Annotated in this window: 17 protein-coding genes and 1 tRNA gene; all 18 read right to left on the reverse strand. The window is 29.2% G+C overall.

Annotated features, from left to right (window positions below; translation table 11 throughout):
• Positions 1–10 precede the first annotated feature (10 nt).
• A tRNA-Asp gene (locus SFBM_RS04610) sits at positions 11–87 on the reverse strand.
• A gap of 70 nt (positions 88–157) precedes the next feature.
• Complete coding sequence (gene hslO / locus SFBM_RS04615; RefSeq protein ID WP_005806059.1) at positions 158–1,021, reverse strand: Hsp33 family molecular chaperone HslO; 864 nt, start codon at positions 1,019–1,021, stop codon at positions 158–160.
• A gap of 99 nt (positions 1,022–1,120) precedes the next feature.
• On the reverse strand, positions 1,121–1,534 hold the full coding sequence (locus tag SFBM_RS04620) for a hypothetical protein (RefSeq protein WP_005806057.1): 414 nt from the start codon (positions 1,532–1,534) through the stop codon (positions 1,121–1,123).
• A gap of 84 nt (positions 1,535–1,618) precedes the next feature.
• Positions 1,619–2,680, reverse strand: coding sequence for a S1C family serine protease (locus SFBM_RS04625; protein WP_005806055.1), 1,062 nt, complete (start codon positions 2,678–2,680; stop codon positions 1,619–1,621).
• A gap of 130 nt (positions 2,681–2,810) precedes the next feature.
• On the reverse strand, positions 2,811–3,971 hold the full coding sequence (locus SFBM_RS04630) for an iron-containing alcohol dehydrogenase (protein WP_005806054.1): 1,161 nt from the start codon (positions 3,969–3,971) through the stop codon (positions 2,811–2,813).
• Positions 3,972–4,068: 97 nt separating this feature from the next.
• The gene (locus SFBM_RS04635) at positions 4,069–4,536 is read right to left on the reverse strand and encodes a cell division protein SepF (RefSeq protein ID WP_005806052.1); all 468 of its coding nucleotides are present in this window, start codon (positions 4,534–4,536) and stop codon (positions 4,069–4,071) included.
• 169 nt (positions 4,537–4,705) lie between these two features.
• A complete protein-coding gene (locus SFBM_RS04640) occupies positions 4,706–5,611 on the reverse strand; it encodes an RluA family pseudouridine synthase (protein ID WP_005806050.1) in 906 nt (301 codons plus the stop codon).
• Between the two features lie 73 nt (positions 5,612–5,684).
• The gene (locus SFBM_RS04645) at positions 5,685–6,383 is read right to left on the reverse strand and encodes a DivIVA domain-containing protein (protein WP_005806048.1); all 699 of its coding nucleotides are present in this window, start codon (positions 6,381–6,383) and stop codon (positions 5,685–5,687) included.
• A gap of 23 nt (positions 6,384–6,406) precedes the next feature.
• Positions 6,407–7,183, reverse strand: coding sequence for a YlmH/Sll1252 family protein (locus SFBM_RS04650; RefSeq protein ID WP_005806046.1), 777 nt, complete (start codon positions 7,181–7,183; stop codon positions 6,407–6,409).
• A gap of 3 nt (positions 7,184–7,186) precedes the next feature.
• Positions 7,187–7,660, reverse strand: coding sequence for a cell division protein SepF (locus SFBM_RS04655; RefSeq protein ID WP_005806045.1), 474 nt, complete (start codon positions 7,658–7,660; stop codon positions 7,187–7,189).
• Between the two features lie 99 nt (positions 7,661–7,759).
• Positions 7,760–8,524 carry a cell division protein FtsQ/DivIB gene (locus SFBM_RS04660; protein WP_007440456.1) on the reverse strand — a complete coding sequence of 255 codons (765 nt, stop codon included), beginning with the start codon at positions 8,522–8,524 and terminating at the stop codon, positions 7,760–7,762.
• Positions 8,525–8,548: 24 nt separating this feature from the next.
• Positions 8,549–9,709: a stage V sporulation protein E gene (spoVE, locus tag SFBM_RS04665; protein WP_005806041.1), complete on the reverse strand. Its 1,161-nt coding sequence runs from the start codon at positions 9,707–9,709 to the stop codon at positions 8,549–8,551.
• Between the two features lie 16 nt (positions 9,710–9,725).
• Positions 9,726–10,697: a phospho-N-acetylmuramoyl-pentapeptide-transferase gene (mraY, locus tag SFBM_RS04670; protein WP_005806040.1), complete on the reverse strand. Its 972-nt coding sequence runs from the start codon at positions 10,695–10,697 to the stop codon at positions 9,726–9,728.
• 53 nt (positions 10,698–10,750) lie between these two features.
• A complete protein-coding gene (locus tag SFBM_RS04675; protein ID WP_005806038.1) occupies positions 10,751–12,115 on the reverse strand; it encodes a UDP-N-acetylmuramoyl-tripeptide--D-alanyl-D-alanine ligase in 1,365 nt (454 codons plus the stop codon).
• Between the two features lie 34 nt (positions 12,116–12,149).
• Entirely contained in the window at positions 12,150–13,610 is a 1,461-nt protein-coding gene (locus tag SFBM_RS04680; RefSeq protein ID WP_005806036.1) for a UDP-N-acetylmuramoyl-L-alanyl-D-glutamate--2,6-diaminopimelate ligase, read from the reverse strand.
• A 57-nt stretch (positions 13,611–13,667) separates the two neighbouring features.
• A complete protein-coding gene (locus SFBM_RS04685) occupies positions 13,668–15,854 on the reverse strand; it encodes a stage V sporulation protein D (protein ID WP_005806033.1) in 2,187 nt (728 codons plus the stop codon).
• A gap of 45 nt (positions 15,855–15,899) precedes the next feature.
• Positions 15,900–16,322: a hypothetical protein gene (locus SFBM_RS04690; protein WP_007442421.1), complete on the reverse strand. Its 423-nt coding sequence runs from the start codon at positions 16,320–16,322 to the stop codon at positions 15,900–15,902.
• Positions 16,323–16,355: 33 nt separating this feature from the next.
• On the reverse strand, positions 16,356–17,294 hold the full coding sequence (gene rsmH / locus SFBM_RS04695; protein ID WP_005806028.1) for a 16S rRNA (cytosine(1402)-N(4))-methyltransferase RsmH: 939 nt from the start codon (positions 17,292–17,294) through the stop codon (positions 16,356–16,358).
• Positions 17,295–17,331: the final 37 nt, after the last annotated feature.

The following is a 17,331-nucleotide window of genomic DNA, read 5'->3' on the forward strand; positions in this document are numbered from 1 at the left end:
TACAGTAATTTGGCGACCCAGAAGGGGCTCGAACCCTCGACCTCCGGCGTGACAGGCCGGCACTCTAACCAGCTGAGCTACTGGGCCAACTACTAAGTAAGTTTTAACTAACACTTACTGGTTAATTATATAATTAATTTGTTTAGTTGTCAACTGTTTAATACATTTTATTATATAAATTTTCCAAATCACCTTTATTAAATTTATATTCGCGCTTACAATAATCACAAATTATAGATTCATCCTTACCTTCATCTATTATATTTCTAAGTTCAAGCTTTCCTAAACTTATCAAAGCTCTCTCAACCCTATCAATCGAACAATCACATTTATAATCTATAGCATATTCATCTAAAATTTTAAGCCCCATATCATCAAACATAAAATTCAAAATATCATAAATCGTTTCTCCATTTTGAACACGATTTAACGCATTTCCTAAATCATCAAATCTATACGCTATTACATCAGCGAGCATATCCTCAGCTCCAGGTAACATCTGAACCATCAATCCCAATGAATTTTTAACACGTCCATTCATCTCCAAGTCTATATCAACAGAAATTGCTGTAGGTGTCTGTTCAGATAAAGTATAATAATACGCCAAATCATTACAAACATCAGATCTATACAAAGGAACTTTGCTTATATATGGGTTTTTAAGCCCTAAATCTTTTGTAATCACTAAAGATCCACTTCCAATTAAATCACTTATTTTTAAACTTTCACAAAAAGCATCAGAATTTGAAATATATCCCTTAAGTGTTCCATCTCCTCGTGTGACCGCTGTCATATTCTTCAAAGGTCCATTTCCATCAAATTTAATTGTGATGGTATCATTTAATGCTTTATTTGTTGATGAAATCATAGCAGATGATAACATTAATTTTCCAAATGCTATCATAGTAAGTTCATTTAAATTATGTATTTTCTTCACTGTATTTAATAAATCTGTAGAAGTAATCGCAATTATTCTTACAGTTCCATTCTTAGCAACAGCCTTAATAATTTTATCTTCCATAAAAATACCTCATGATAATATTAATCATTTTCTATTCTACAATGTATCAAAAATATTTCAATAAATACAATAAAAAAACACCTGTATATAAACAGATGTTTAATAAATTAATGCAAATCCATTTGAATCAGCTGCCATTTGTCTTTCAACCATGGCTCTTGTCTCTGGTTCTAACTTTTTAAGATCTTCTTCTGTAACCTTTTTAAATATAAGCACAGTTCCTTCACCTTTTTCTATTATTTCATGATTTCCATCTGCACTATATTTAAGTTTAGTTCCTTCCGCTAAAGTAATAATTTCACCATCTTTATAAACACTCTCTTCAGTTGTATTATTATTACCCATATTAACTTGCGGTTTCCTATTTCCTGTTTCTCTCTCAGGTTTAGTTGTATTTGAATCCCCAACAGCACTATTATTATTATTATTTTGATTACCACAAGCTGTGAATGATGTTGATAACCCTACAAATACTGCTAATGACAACAAAATATTTTTAATTAATTTACTCATATGTATTCTCCTCACGTTTTTAAAAAAATAGAACCATCCAAACTAAGAGTTAGATGATTCTATGTTTTGAGTTTTTATATAAATTTATTCATTAATTTTAAGTTGGAGCAGTATTTGCTTATTATTTCTTACAACCAAAACAGTCATAGTATCTTGTACACTTTTCTTAAGCTCATTTATTTGTTCAATAGAAGTTATCTTTGTCCCATTAAACTCAACGATAACATCTCCAGGCATTATTCCAATTTTATCTGATAAGGATCCTCTTTCAACTTCAACAACAAATACTCCAGATGAAACTCCAAATTTAACTGATGCTTGATCAGTTATATTAACACCAGAAAGCCCAAGAGTTATAACTGGTGTGCTTAATTCTTCGAGTTTAAGTTTTGCAATATTTATTGGAATTGCAAATCCAATCCCTTCAACACCTTCAACTGCAATTTTTGCACTATTAATGCCTACTACCTCTCCTTTTAAATTAAGTAGTGGACCTCCACTATTTCCAGGATTAATTGCTGCATCTGTCTGAATAAACGTTGAAATCCCATTACTTGTTTCAACTTTTCGTGATAATCCACTTACAATACCAACAGTTGCACTTCCACTAAATGTCAAATTAAGTGGGCTTCCTATAGCAATTACCCATTCACCAACTCTTGTATTATCTGAAGATCCAAGTTGAAGAACTGTTGAACTTTCAAATCCTGGTGTCGTAACCTCTAAGAGAGCAATGTCATTAACCTTATCTGTATTTATTACTTTTGCAGTAACTTTTTGACCATCATGAAGTATTATATTAACATTTGATGCATTAAGAACAACATGTTGATTTGTTAAAATCTTAGTAGGAGTTATAAAAAATCCACTTCCTATACCGTTAACCTGATTAATTCCATTATAAGAATTTACAATAGAATTAATACTTACTGTAACAACTCCTGGACTAACTGCATCTATAACATCTGCGATACTACCATAACTAGGTATCATTCTTTCTTCTAAACTTGATGTATTAGATAAAAGTTCAGTATTATTCGAAACTTGAAGTTTACTATATACGCTTGTACTAAAAATAAACGTACCAAATAATACAACAAATGCCACTATTAAAGACATAAATGATCTAAAATTTCTCTTTTTCAAATTCCGTACACCCCTTTTTCTCAAAAGTTAAAAAATTCTCATAATTATTAAGTATTAACTAAAACTAATAAAAAAATCTATCTATTTAAAATAATTTTTAACTATTGTTTTAATGAGATGATTAAACAAACTACATACTACTTTTTAATATTTCTCTAACATCATCACGAACTAATTCAACATATTCGCCTATTTTATCATTTATTGGGAATGTATTCTCTACCAAAATTTCCAAACTATCTTCTGTAATGCCACATTCTTTTAAAGATGTTTGTACTCCAATGCTTTTAAAAAATTCTTTAAACTTATTTGCAACCATATGACAAAATTCAATATCTGTTAATTCATCTTGATCAAGATTAAATAATTTTTTGCCTAATTTAATAATTTTATCTGGCTTTTTAGTTGCTACATACTTCATCCAATTTGGAGTAATTATAGCAAGTCCAACTCCGTGAGGAATATCAAATATCCCACTAATAGAATGTTCAATCTCATGAGTTGCCCAATCTCCACCCGCAACAGATAAAGTTCCATTCAATCCAACAAATGAAGTATACATCATAGCTTCTCTCAATTTATAATCATCTAAATTGTCTAAAAGCTTAGGTGCTATCTCCATCATATATGAAATAGATGATTCACAAAATCTATCAACAAGTTCTGCATTTTCTTCAGCATTAAAATATTGTTCTAACAAATGAGATATAGTATCAACGATACCATTTATTGTTTGATTACGTGGAACACTAATTGTATATGTTGGGTCTAATATTGAAAAAACTGGAAAAGTAAATGGCCTATGAGCAAATCCTACTTTTTGATTATTCTCATCATTTGTTATAACGCTGTTAGGATTCATTTCTGTACCCGTGGCAGACAAAGTTAAAATAGATCCCAAAGGTATTCTATCTACAGGAAACTCTTTTTTTATTATTAAATTCCATACATCTGTATCACTTTTTGCTCCAATAGAAATAGCTTTGGATGCATCAATTACACTTCCACCTCCAACAGCCAAAATAAATTCAACATTTTTATCTCTGCATATTTTAATACCATTTCTTACGCTAGAAAGTTTTGGATTAGGTTCAATCCCACTTAACTCATGTATTTCACAATCTAACTTTTCTAATATAGCTCTAACCTCATCATATAAACCATTTTTCTTTATACTTAAAGAGCCATAAGTCAATAATACCTTAGTTCCTTTCTTGATTTCATCATTTAGAAATCCTATCTTCCCACGTCCAAAATAAACTTTAGTTGGATTATGAAATGTAAAATTCATTTAATCACCTCTTTTTAATACTCATAAGTAAATTATAACCTATAGTAAAGCAAAAAAACAGATTGAATAAATCAATCTGTTTTTTTATAATATGTAATTACTTATTCCACTCTAAAATGGATTTCTTATTATCCTTATTTTCTTCATTTTTCGAAGTCAATTCGATGTTGAAAGGAACAAATACATATATACCTTTTTCAATTTCTTGTAGCTCGGCATTTAAAACATAACTTGCCCCACATAAAAAATCCAACATCCTATATGATATTTTATTATCTAATGAAGTTGTATTAATTAAAACAATTTTTCTTTCTTTTAAATCTTCACAAATACCTAAAACATCACTATAAACGACAGGCTTAATAATCTTCATTTTTGTGTCACTATAAAATCCATCATTCCCCCCTTTATTTACTATAGATTTAAAATTAGTAACCTTTCCGTAGTCATTATTTATATCGCCCTTAACATCTACATCTTCATCAGAATCGTCATCAAATTCAAACTCGCCATCTTTAAGTCCAAAGAAACCCCAAACCTTATCAGCAGCATTCTTTAATCCCATAAATACTCCTCCTTAATTACAAAACTAACTATACAAAACTAAAAATTACTATAAGTTCTTAATTTATTGTTATCCAATCATGTGAAATATATTTTAAATTAAACAATAACATTTTTTTAAGGTATTTTCTGTGATTCCTGTAGTATTATGGAAATACTTGATTTTTAACTTAACATAAACTTTTAATCACATTTTTAAAATGTTTAGGAAGACTCGACTTAAATTCAATATATTTATTTGACGTAGGATGAATAAAACCAATGAGCCTAGCATGAAGCAACTGACCATTTCTATAAATATTTTCATTCTTAATTCCATAAATAGGATCTCCAACCAAAGGAAAACCCAAATGACTCATATGAAGTCGAATTTGATGAGTCCTGCCAGTGTGCAATTTACATTTAACAAGAGTGCATCGTCTATATCTTCTCAAAACTTTATACTCAGTTATTGCCTCTTTTCCTTTTTGTACTACAGCCATCTTAATCCTATTTTGGGGATTTCTACCAATATTTGTTTTAATCAGACCTTCTGATTTTTTTATAACACCGTGAACAAGTGCCACATATTCACGTCTAATTGAATGAATCTTAAACTGCTCGCTCAAAAATTTATGCGATAAATCATTTTTTGCTACAACTAAAAGTCCTGAAGTATCTTTATCAATTCTATGTATTATTCCTGGTCGCTCAACTCCATTTATAGAAGACAAATCTTTACAATAATACATAAGAGCATTAACTAATGTATCTTTATAAATATTTTGTGCAGGATGGACAATCATTCCTTGTTCTTTATTAACAATAATAACATCACTATCTTCATAAACAATATCAAGAAATATATCTTGTGCTAATATATCAAGACGCTTAATATCAAAATCTAAAATTGAAACTACATCACCAATTTTCACTTTATATCCAGACTTAATGACCTTTTTATTAACAAGTATCTTTTCATCGCTAATAAGTCTCTGAATAAAACTTCTAGTATAAGATTCACCTAAATAATCTAAAATAAATTTATCAATTCTTTCATTTAAATTATTTTCATTATCAATAATAATTTCTTTCATACATATCTTCCTAATTTTTATATAAACAAAAAGCACCTAATGAAATAATCACTTAGGTGCCAACTAAATAAAATCAACTCTCACTTATAAAAAATTTCTTAATATTCTCAAGATCGGAATCAACATCTTGCGATGTTTTAAGTCTTGACGATACATTTTCATGTTCAAAAGAATTATCATCAAGATTTGTTTGTACAGTAACATCATTTTCATTAGATATTATTTCTGTATTATCTTGCTCTATTTCTTTATCCTTAAAAGCTATCCCATCATCTTCAGAATTTGCTTTATCCCTAACATTATTCAAATTATAATTCTTAATAAAATCTTTCTCCAAATCTTCAAAAGTATCCATTTGAACAGTAATAAAGTTTCTAAACTTCGCTCTAAATTTTACAAATTCTTGCTTAAGCCTATCATATTCTTGAGTTATAGAAACAACATCTGTATGAGCTTTATCCAAAATTTTCTTAGCAGAATCATTTGCATGCTTAATAACCATATCAGCTTCTTTTTGAGAAGAAACTTTCGCCTGCTCAGCAGCATTTTGTGCTAATAATAAAGTATTTTGAATAGTTGACTCAATTTTTGAATAATGCTCAATTTTTTCATTCATAGCATTAATCTTCTCTTTAAGAAGAGAATTCTCCTTAAAAAGCTCCTCATAATCTTCAACAATCTGATCTAGAAACTCATCTACTTCTTCAGGGTCATACCCCCTAAGCATTTTTCTGAATTCTTTATTTGTAATATCAACCGGAGTTATCTTCACACTCTTCACCTCAAATAATAAATTTAAATAAACTTGTCTACAATTATCTTATTTTTATTTTTAGATGTACTTCCTAAACTCTCTTTAAATTTAAATTTACCAAATCCAGCTATAACGATTATATCATTTTCACAAACTTTCCTATCTGGATTTGATTCAAAAATTCCATTTATCTTAACTTTACCTTCTTTTACAATAGCCTTTGCTTTATCCCTAGAAAGATTTATCAAAGACGATACTATATTATCAATACGAAGTGACGATACAATTTTATATAGAATTTCGAATCTTTTCTGAGGTAACCTATTAAATAACTCGACTGTAACATTAACTGGAGAATATCTAACTTTTGTTAAATTTTGAACTATATAATTCACAAAATCACTAACTACTGGCGTATAAACACAATTACCTTCTATAACTAAATCACCTATTTTTTCTCTAGAAAATCCTAATGACATAATGCTTCCTAAAAAATCCCTATGTGATAATTTGCTAAATTTATCATTGTAAGATATCTTTACCACCTTCGCAGCATTATCAAAAATCGAAACGTCAATACTTGCTAACGAAAAAGCAATTAAACATCTCTCAGCATCATCAGAAAAACCATAACCCGAAACATTAAGCTCTTTGCTAGATAAAAAATTTTTAAGAGTGTTGCAAACATTAATTGTATAAAATTCATTTGTAACAATCGTTCTTCCACTTTTCAGTGCCGATACATACAACGAAAACAGCTTGTCTGCATCTTCAATAGAATTACCACAACTTTTTATAAAATCATTCTTAGATAACAATTTTTACTTCGCCCAACTAAACAAACTACTCTTAGTTTGTATTTCTTTTTTAAGCTCATTAGTAACTTCAACATTTGAAGGAGCCAATATGTAAATTGATTTTTCAACCTCTTGAAATTCAGCATCAAGAGCATAGCTTGCCCCACATAAGAAGTCAACTGTTCGTTGAGCAACCTTAGGTTCTAAAATTGTTGCATTAACGATAACTATTTTTCTATTTTTTAAGTCATCACAAATGCCTAACACTTCTTCATAAGCAACAGGTTTTATGATAGTCATTCTAGCCAAACTATTTCCTGTGTGTAAGTTAACAACCTTACCATTCAAATTTTGTGATTCCATTGTATTATTTTGTTTATTCATTGAAAAAATCTCATCATCATTATTTTGTTTAATTTCCTTTTCTAAGGAATCCTCATATTCATCTTTCAAACCAAAAAAGCCCCATACCTTTTCAGCTGCATTTTTTAATGCCATACTATCTCTTACCTTCCCCCATAAATTTTCACATTGTTTAGTTAAAATATTCTATAAAAGTTCATAAAATCCTTCTTAAAAATATAGAAAATTTTTATATTATTGAAGCGAAACAACAGGATGACTTTTAGTTCTAACATCAATATATCCTGTCATTTTATTATATCCTTCATTAGAATTAATAGTATTTATAGCAATATTTAATTTTTGTCTAAGATCTGAATTATTTCCTATCTTAATTATTATATTTTTATATCCTATAACAACGTTATAAATATCTGTTAAATCAATATAATCAAATTTTATATTCGTTTTATTTAGCTTAAGTAAACTGCTCATGTTTTTAATCCAATCTAATTCTCTACTACCATCTTCAAACAATTGATCTCCAATATTTAAGTTTCCTGAAAATTCAATTCCCTTTATTTCTAAAATTTCAAAATCTTCTTTATAATCCAACACATCAACTAGCACTGAATTTGAATCAAATATGTAAAATGAACCATTAAAATAAACATAATAATCTATAACTTTTTCCTCAAGAATAATGTTTAATTTATTTGGAAACTTTTTCTTGTATGTAACACTCTCAACATATTTATTTTGCCTTAAAGTTGTAAGATTCTGCTCTATAGAATGAAATAGAAGATTTTTATTATATAACATATTTAGTTCTTGCTTTACATACTCCGGAGATAAAAGCTTATTTCCACTAACATCTATATACTTTATATTAAACAACGGTGAATTAATTAAAACTAATAAAAATATCACAAATATTAAAAATAATAAGATAATTCTTCTAATTAAAAATATTCTTCGTCTTCTTATCAATCTATTCTTATTTATTATTTTCTTATCCATATAATATAAGTTTACCTCGTATCGCTACCATTTGACCCTATTTCTAGATACATTTAAAAGAATTCCAACGGCTGTCATATTAAACAACAATGATGACCCTCCATAACTTATAAATGGAAGTGGAACTCCAGTAACAGGCATAGTACCAGTAACAACAGCTAAATTTATAATTGCCTGTATTGCAATAACAGATGTTATTCCCATTGCAAGTAATGTTCCAAAATTATCTTTACATTTTATAGCAATAACAATTCCTCTCCATATCAAAATTGCAAATAAAAATATAATTATTAACCCTCCTAAAAATCCTGTTTCTTCTGCTATAACTGAAAATATAAAATCATTATGTGGTTCAGGCAAATAATAAGCCTTTTGTCTAGACATTCCAAATCCTAAACCTAAAAATCCTCCAGAACCTAATGCTAATAATGACTGAATCAATTGATATCCATCTCCCCTAGGATCTGCCCATGGATCCATAAAACTCATAAGTCTCTTCAATCTATAAGGAGCTGCAAGTATAAGAGTCATACCAGCTGCAAGACCAATACCACCTAACGTAAAAAGATGCTTCTTTTTAGCCCCCGATACTGTTATAAGAATAAATGCAACAAACATTATAACAGATGTTATGCTGAGATTCTTTTCGGCAAGAACAAGTCCTGCAAAAATTCCGGCTACCATAAGTGTTGGAAACACTCCTGACCAAAATTTCTTTATTTCATCCCCTTTCTTATCCAAACTCCTCGCAAGATATATAACTACAACATACTTTGCCATTTCAGATGGTTGAAGCGACAAAGGTCCTAACTGTATCCATCTTTGAGCTCCATTTATTGGAGGAAATAAGAAAACCAACAATAAAAGTATTATTGTTATTATCATCAACGTTACAACAAGTCTTGGATTTCTAAATTTATGGTAATCCCACCTTATAAAGAAAACTATAGATACAGCACCCGCAAATACAAATATCAATTGTCTTTTTAAATAATACATACTATCTTGAAGTTCATTGGCAGCCCTATAAGAACTTGCACTATATATCATTATCGCCCCAATAGCAACAAGAAGTATTACGGTATAAAATAAAATGTAATCAATCTCACCATCTGCCTTGTTTAATTTAAAAAGTCTAGATATTCTAGTACTTTTAGGATTCAATTCATTTTCGTTATTTTCCATACAAGCGTCATTCCTTTCACAGCATTAAAAAAGACAAAATGCATGCTATTAATGTAATTGTACCGAACACATAAACAATTTTGTTTTCGCTCCAACCCAAATGTTCAAAATGGTGATGTATAGGTGCCATCTTAAACACTCTCTTCTTCGTTAACTTGTATACTAAAACTTGAATGATAACGGATAATGTTTCAATAACATAAATAATTCCTACAAAAATCATTATAACTTCAATTTTAAATATAAATGCGATTGCTGCAATCGCTCCACCCAGAGCAAGAGATCCTGTATCACCCATAAAAACCTTGGCAGGATTGACATTAAATATTAAAAATGCCATTAATGCTCCAACAAGTATGAATGCAAAAATGCTTAAATCAATTTTCCCAATCATAAATCCAACTACAAACAAAAACAACAATACAATTATTGATACAACTGTAGCTAGTCCATCTAATCCATCTGTTAAATTAACAGCATTAGTTACACCAGTAAAATAAACAAACAAAAACGGTAAATAAAAAAATGATAAATTTATAGTACTATTTAAAAATGGAATATATATCATCCTAAAGTCTTGATAATCTTTAGTGGTAAAATATATAGCCAAACTTATAATAATCAATAATGCCATCTTTTGATATGCTCTTAAACCCAAATTATTTTTTCGTAAAATCTTTAGATAATCATCCAAAAATCCAACAAATCCAAAAGATAAAAATATACCTAAAGCTATAATAACTTCATTAGAAAATGTCCCAACATAAATTATTGAATATAAGATCGTAACTATTGTTGTAGCAACTATAAAAATTAAACCACCTATTGTTGGTGTTCCTTGTTTTTTTAAATGGGATTGTGGTCCCTCTTCTCTTATACTTTGTCCATATTTCATACGATGTAAAATTGGAATTAAAATTTTGCCTAATATGTACGCTAAAACAAATGAACAAATCAAAGGAAGAACTAATAATACTAATATTTCCATAAATACGCCTAAACTTATACAGCCATATAAGTTTAGTCCCTCCCTTTCATTTCTTAAAATATATTTTTTATACTCTCAACAACTCGCTCGAGTTTAGCTGATCGAGAAGCTTTAACAAGCACAGTTTCATTCCCATTTAAGATGCTCTTTATATTTTTTTCAAACTCTTCTACATCCTCAAATAAAAAGCAATTTTCTTTGCTATTAAAATTAATACAATACTCATTTCTATATTTCCCAATGGCTATCAGTTTATCTGATCTACCATTAACATACTCAGAAATTTCTCTGTAATATTTATCTGCAAACTCTCCGATCTCTGCCATATCACCTAAAATACATACTTTTTCATTTTGGTATAAAGAAAGTATATCTAATGCACTCTTAATAGAAGTTGGACTCGCATTATAACAATCATTTATAATCGTAATATCTTTATATTTAATTATCTCCTGCCTCATACTAGCTGGAGTTAATGAATCAAATTTATTTCTAACAACATCCATGGGAATATTAAAGATTTCACATAATTTAAACGCGATAAGAGAATTTAGTACATTATGTTTACCATTGATTGGCAATGCAACTGTTTCATTCTTTCCATTATATAAAACATCGAATTTAATCTTATTTAATGATATTTCCTCATTACTCGCATACATATCACATTCTTCAGAAAATCCGATCCTACTAACTATAAAATCTGACGACTGAACTGTCTTTAATAAATCATCCTCATTATTTACAATTAAAATATCATCTTGATCAAAATAATTTACTATCTCCATTTTAGCTTTGAATATATTTTCCTTCGTTTTCAAAAACTCTATATGACTTACTCCAATGTTTGTTATAACCCCAATATGTGGCCTTAAAATACTCACTAAATGATCAATCTCACCCATCTTGTTCATTCCAACTTCAAATACACCAATTTCAGCATCATCATCGATATTAACAAGGGACATAGGCATACCCAAATGATTATTAAGATTTCCAAAACTTTTATAAACTTTATAATTTGAAGATAAAAAATCATAAATCAAATCTTTTGTAGTCGTCTTACCCACTGATCCTGTTACAGCTATCAAATCTATATCTAATTTTGACCTTACATAAATAGCAAGATTATTAAGTGCCTCAAGTGTATTGTCAACTAATATAATGGAAACATCATAAGGATCAAATTCTTTATCAACAAAATAATTTCTATCAATAATACAGAGCTTAACTCCTTTCTTTATTGCATCAAAAATATACTTATTACCATCAAAATTTTCTCCTCTTATTGCCAAAAATATATCTTGATCATTTATAGTTCTAGTGTCGATCGATATCTTATTAAATTCACGATATGTACCTTTAATTAGCAAATCCCCAAAGACACATTTAACAATTTCCTCAATATTAAGAGTCATTCTTATCACACCTTCAAAATAAAATATTGTCAAATTATTTCTGTTTTAATATTTCATCAATGACTTCTCTTTCATCAAAATGTATAACCTTATCTTTCAATATTTGATAATCCTCATGTCCTTTGCCTGCTATCAAAATTATATCATTAGTTTTTCTGTTTTTTATAGATTTTTTTATCGCATCAAATCGACTTATTACAACTTCATAATTCGACTTATTAACACCTGCAACAATATCATTTATTATGGATTCAGGATCTTCACTTCTCGGATTATCAGAAGTTATATAAACATAATCACTAAGCTCTGATGCAATTTTCCCAATTTGTGGTCGTTTCTCTTTATCTCTGTCTCCACCACATCCAACTACACAAATAATTCTTCCTTTGGAAATATTTCTTAAGGTAGAAAGACAATTTTTAAGACCATCTGGCGTATGTGCATAATCCAAATAAATGTCACAATCTAATCCATATTTTTTAGAAACATTTTCGAGTCTTCCGACTACAAAAATATTTTTTAAACTTTCATTAATTACATTTACCGAAATTCCCTCATTAAGTGCTATAGCAATGCAAGGTATAGCATTATATACATTAAACTTTCCTACAAGGTTGTAATCAAATTCATACCTATTACCAAATTTATCACAGACAGTAAACTTTGTTGAGTTATCATTAAACACAATATCCTTCGCAACAAAATCATTCATATTTTCATCAAGACCATATGTAATAACATTCGAAGAAATCATATCAATTATTTTTCTTCCATATTCATCGTCTTTGTTTATAATAATTCTCTCACTATTTTCAAATAATTTAAATTTAGCATTAAAATATTCTGAAAAATTCTTATGAAAATCTAAGTGATCTTGAGTTAAATTCGTAAAAATTCCATAATCAAATTTAATCCCATAAACCCTATCCAATTCCAAAGCATGTGAAGATACCTCTATAAAACAATACTCAACACCTTCTTTATCCATTTCATTCAACAAAGAGTTTAACTGTAAAGCTCCTGGTGTTGTACCTTCAGACTTTATTTTCTTATCATTGATAAAGTTACTTATAGTACCTATAACTCCCGTTTTAAAACCAGCATTCCTAAAAATCTCTCTAAGAATAAATGTCGTTGTAGTTTTACCATTTGTCCCTGTAACACCAATAATCTTAAATTTTTCATGTGGTCTTCCATAAAAATTTATGGACGCTACTGATAAAGCTTTTCGTGTATCCTTAACACAAATCAAAGTAACACTACCTACAAAATCAAACCTGCTTCCATAATTACTATCAACAACAATAGCTTTAACTCCCTTTGATAAAGCTAAATCAATAAAATTATGACCGTCAAAATTATATCCTCTTATACAAAAAAACAAATCTCCATCCAAAATATCATTTGTATTATCCGTTATTTTATTAATATCTACATCATCACTTCCAGAAATAATTTCATAATCAAATGACTTAAACAATTCTGATACTCTCATATTCCCTCCAGTATTATAATTAAAGAAGGATAAAAATCCTTCTTTAATTATTTTTTATTAATGAATATCTTTAACACTAAAGATTAATTCTACTACATCGCCCTTTTCTATTATTTTTCCTGCTTCAATGCTCTGACTGACAAGAAGTCCTTCACCACTTATATTATACTTAAGACCAATACTCTCAAGTATCTCAATGGCCCCCTGCTTGCTATAACCGTACAGATCGGGCATCAAAACCTGTTTATCTATCTGCGAAGAATCACCTCTATATATAACTATCTTAGTTCCTTCTTTAACTGAATAACCTGGTTTTGGTGTAATATCTACAATCTTATCACCCTCGCCAACAGTTTCATAATCTAAATTTAATTCTTTTAATAATTGTTGTCCATCTTTAACACCAAATTCTCTAATCTCAGGAACTATTACATCTTTAAGTAAGCTTTTTCTAACCTCTTCATCTGTAGACTTAACGTCTATAGCTAAATAATTAAATATATCTGAGAATAATTGTCTAGCAACAGGCGTTGTAATTACACCAGCATAATACTCGCCAGCTGAAGGCTCATCAATTGAAATAAATATACTAACCTTTGGATCACTTGCTGGTGCAAAACCAACGAATGATGAAATATATTTCCCTGCTCCATAAGTTCCTGTTTCAGTATCAACCTTTTGGGCTGTACCAGTCTTACCAGCTATTTCATAGCCTTCAATAAAAGCTCTTGAACCAGAACCCTCAGATACAACTGACTCAAGTATATCTCTCATGAGAGCTGAACTTTCTTCACTTACAACACGTTTCTCCCCATAATCATCAAATTTTTCATCAACAATATAATTAAATTCATCATCATAATGAGAAACTTCTTTCATAAAATGCGGTCTAACCCAAACTCCATCATTCGCAACGGCATTAACAGCTGCTAAAAATTGAATAGGAGTAGTTGTATTTGTTTGACCGAATGAAATTGTTGCAAGATCAACAGTTGATATATTTTCAACCTTCTTTATAATTCCTTTAGCTTCTCCAGATAAATCTAGTCCTGTCTTCTGACCAAATCCAAATTTTTCTATATATTTACTTAACTTCTCTGCTCCAAGTCTTTCCCCAATCTCCATAGTTCCAACATTACATGAATTTTGAAGAACTCCTTTAAAATCTAAAGTTCCATGACCTGTTCTCTTCCAGCAGTGTATAATCCTTCCTCCAACTTCCTTGTGTCCATTACAAACAAAAGTATCTGATTCAGATACAAGTCCTTCTTCAATGGCCGCAATAGCAGTAATAATTTTAAATATAGATCCAGGTTCATATATGTCATTAACCGCTTTATTCCTCCAAAGTTTTTGAAGTTCATCATAAGTAGCAACTTCATCTCTTACGGTATTAGGATTAAAATCTGGCTTATTGACCATTGCTAAAATTTCACCATTTTCAGGATTCATAACAATAACCGAAACTGCCTTTGCTTTATTATCATCAAGTGCTTGCTTTGCAACTTTTTCAGCAAAGAACTGTATCTTTTCATCAATTGTCAAAACAACATTTTTACCATCAATAGGTTCTATGTACTCACTTATTGAATATGGAAGATCTCTTGATTTTGCATCAAGCTCAACTATTCTAAAACCATCTACACCTGTAAGTTGTTCATCATACATAAGCTCAATTCCTGTAAGACCTCTTCCATCAATGTCTGTTGACCCAAGCACATGAGCTAAATAAGCATTATTTGGATAATACCTCTTTGTATCAGGAGAAATAATTATACCAGATATATTAAGTTCTTGAACTTTATCTACCTTTTGCTTTTCAACTCTTCTTATCAAATAAGCTGATCCTGCTGGATTACCTTTACTATCCTTAGTATTTAAAACTTTCAATACTTTCTGTTCATCCATCTCCAAAGCTTCAGATATTTTAGGAGCAATGTCTTCATATGTCAAAGAATTATTCTCTAAATATTCACGTATCGTCTTCAAATCTAAATCAACACGATAAACATTAGCACTAACAGCTAATTCTTTTAAATTTCTATCTAAAATCGATCCCCTTCTCGCTTGAATTTTAACAGAACTAGTCCATTGATCTTCTGCTATAGCGTAATACTCATCTCCCTTTATAATCATAACCCTAAAAAGATTAGCTAAAATGACTGATATCAAAAAATAAAATATAAACATAGTCACTATAGCTCTTTTCTTCATCAAAAATCTATCGGTAAACTTATGTTTCATGATTCACCTCTTTAAATAATAAAGAATCTAGATATATAATCTCCTCTATTCCTTTCCCATTATTTTATCATATATCCTAATAATAAACGGTCTATTGGGCTCTTCCTTTACTTCAACATCAAAATTATCTTTACTTAAATCAACAAATACAGAGTCACCAAGCTTAGCTGGAGTCATTCCTAAAAATTCTGCATATTCCATAACTTTATCAAACCCTTTTAGATTCAAAATCTCAAGTTGTAAACTTTCAAGTTCCTCTGTCAATCTACTAATTTGGGATTTCAAAACATTAACTTCCCTTTGCTTTTTATAGACCTTAGAACTGCTACTAATAAGAAATGCACTACAAATAATAAAAAATATAAACGTACAAAAAAAACTGCGTCTAACATAAATGTTAAAGGAACGTTTTTTTATAGACATCACCTCTTCTTCTTGACCATTAAAAATTTTTTTATTTTCTTCCATGTTTACTCACCTTTTAAGAATTTTATTACTTAATTAATAAATTAATTTTTCTGCAACTCTTAATTTAGCCGAAGCTGATCGTGAATTTTTAGAAAGCTCTGTTCCTGATGGCAAAACAGGTTTCTTATTTATGATTGATATTTCTTTTTTCTTTTCACATCTACAAACAGGAAAATCTTTTGGACAAACACATTCAGTCGCTAGATAATTAAAAGTATTTTTAACTATTCTATCTTCTAATGAATGAAAAGTTATAATTGAAATGCGTCCACCTACATTTAAATGATTAATAGCATCAATTATCGCTTTCTCCAATATTTCAAGTTCTCCATTAACTTCTATTCTCAACGCTTGAAAAACTTTTTTAGATAAATGTCCTCTCTTTTTTATCTCAAATTTTGGTATGACCTCATCTATTAACTTAACTAAATCATGTGTTGTTGATATTTTATTTAGTTTTCGTGATTCAACAATTTTATTTGCTATTCTTCTATGATACTTTTCTTCACCATAAACCTTAAATATGTAACTAAGTTTTTCTTCATCATATCCATTTATGATATCATAAGCTGAAAAACTTTGGGATGTATCCATTCTCATATCAAGCTTACCATTTCTTATGTAACTGAATCCTCTATCATCAGTGTCAATTTGATATGAAGAAACACCCAGATCCATTAAGATACCATCGACTTTTTCTATTCCAATCATTTTGAGTATTAAATCAATATTTTTAAAATTATCTTGTACGAAACTTATATTATCATATCCCGAAAATTTTTGTCTGCAATAATCAATCGCATATTGATCTTGATCTATTCCTATTAGTCTTCCTGTATTATTTAAACCATCCAAAATTTTTGATGAATGTCCTCCTCCTCCAAGGGTACAATCAACATATATTCCTTCTTGTTTTATATTAAGTGAATCTATACTTTCATCTAACATTACAGAAAAGTGATTAAATTGCAAAATTTTTCCCCATTTCTATTTAACTAATTTAAGTATA

The sequence above is a fragment of the Candidatus Arthromitus sp. SFB-mouse-Japan genome, from assembly GCF_000270205.1.
GTDB lineage: Bacteria > Bacillota > Clostridia > Clostridiales > Clostridiaceae > Dwaynesavagella.

Excerpts from the sequence above, each read along its gene's own strand:
- SFBM_RS04660 (WP_007440456.1), bottom strand. The coding sequence starts at position 8,524 with ATGGATAAGAAAATAATAAATAAGAATAGATTGATAAGAAGACGAAGA.
- SFBM_RS04620 (WP_005806057.1), bottom strand. The coding sequence starts at position 1,534 with ATGAGTAAATTAATTAAAAATATTTTGTTGTCATTAGCAGTATTTGTA.
- SFBM_RS04675 (WP_005806038.1), bottom strand. The coding sequence starts at position 12,115 with ATGACTCTTAATATTGAGGAAATTGTTAAATGTGTCTTTGGGGATTTG.
- mraY (WP_005806040.1), bottom strand. The coding sequence starts at position 10,697 with ATGGAAATATTAGTATTATTAGTTCTTCCTTTGATTTGTTCATTTGTT.
- spoVE (WP_005806041.1), bottom strand. The coding sequence starts at position 9,709 with ATGGAAAATAACGAAAATGAATTGAATCCTAAAAGTACTAGAATATCT.
- SFBM_RS04630 (WP_005806054.1), bottom strand. The coding sequence starts at position 3,971 with ATGAATTTTACATTTCATAATCCAACTAAAGTTTATTTTGGACGTGGG.
- SFBM_RS04655 (WP_005806045.1), bottom strand. The coding sequence starts at position 7,660 with ATGGCATTAAAAAATGCAGCTGAAAAGGTATGGGGCTTTTTTGGTTTG.
- SFBM_RS04635 (WP_005806052.1), bottom strand. The coding sequence starts at position 4,536 with ATGGGATTAAAGAATGCTGCTGATAAGGTTTGGGGTTTCTTTGGACTT.
- SFBM_RS04690 (WP_007442421.1), bottom strand. The coding sequence starts at position 16,322 with ATGGAAGAAAATAAAAAAATTTTTAATGGTCAAGAAGAAGAGGTGATG.
- SFBM_RS04640 (WP_005806050.1), bottom strand. The coding sequence starts at position 5,611 with ATGAAAGAAATTATTATTGATAATGAAAATAATTTAAATGAAAGAATT.
- hslO (WP_005806059.1), bottom strand. The coding sequence starts at position 1,021 with ATGGAAGATAAAATTATTAAGGCTGTTGCTAAGAATGGAACTGTAAGA.
- SFBM_RS04680 (WP_005806036.1), bottom strand. The coding sequence starts at position 13,610 with ATGAGAGTATCAGAATTGTTTAAGTCATTTGATTATGAAATTATTTCT.
- SFBM_RS04685 (WP_005806033.1), bottom strand. The coding sequence starts at position 15,854 with ATGAAACATAAGTTTACCGATAGATTTTTGATGAAGAAAAGAGCTATA.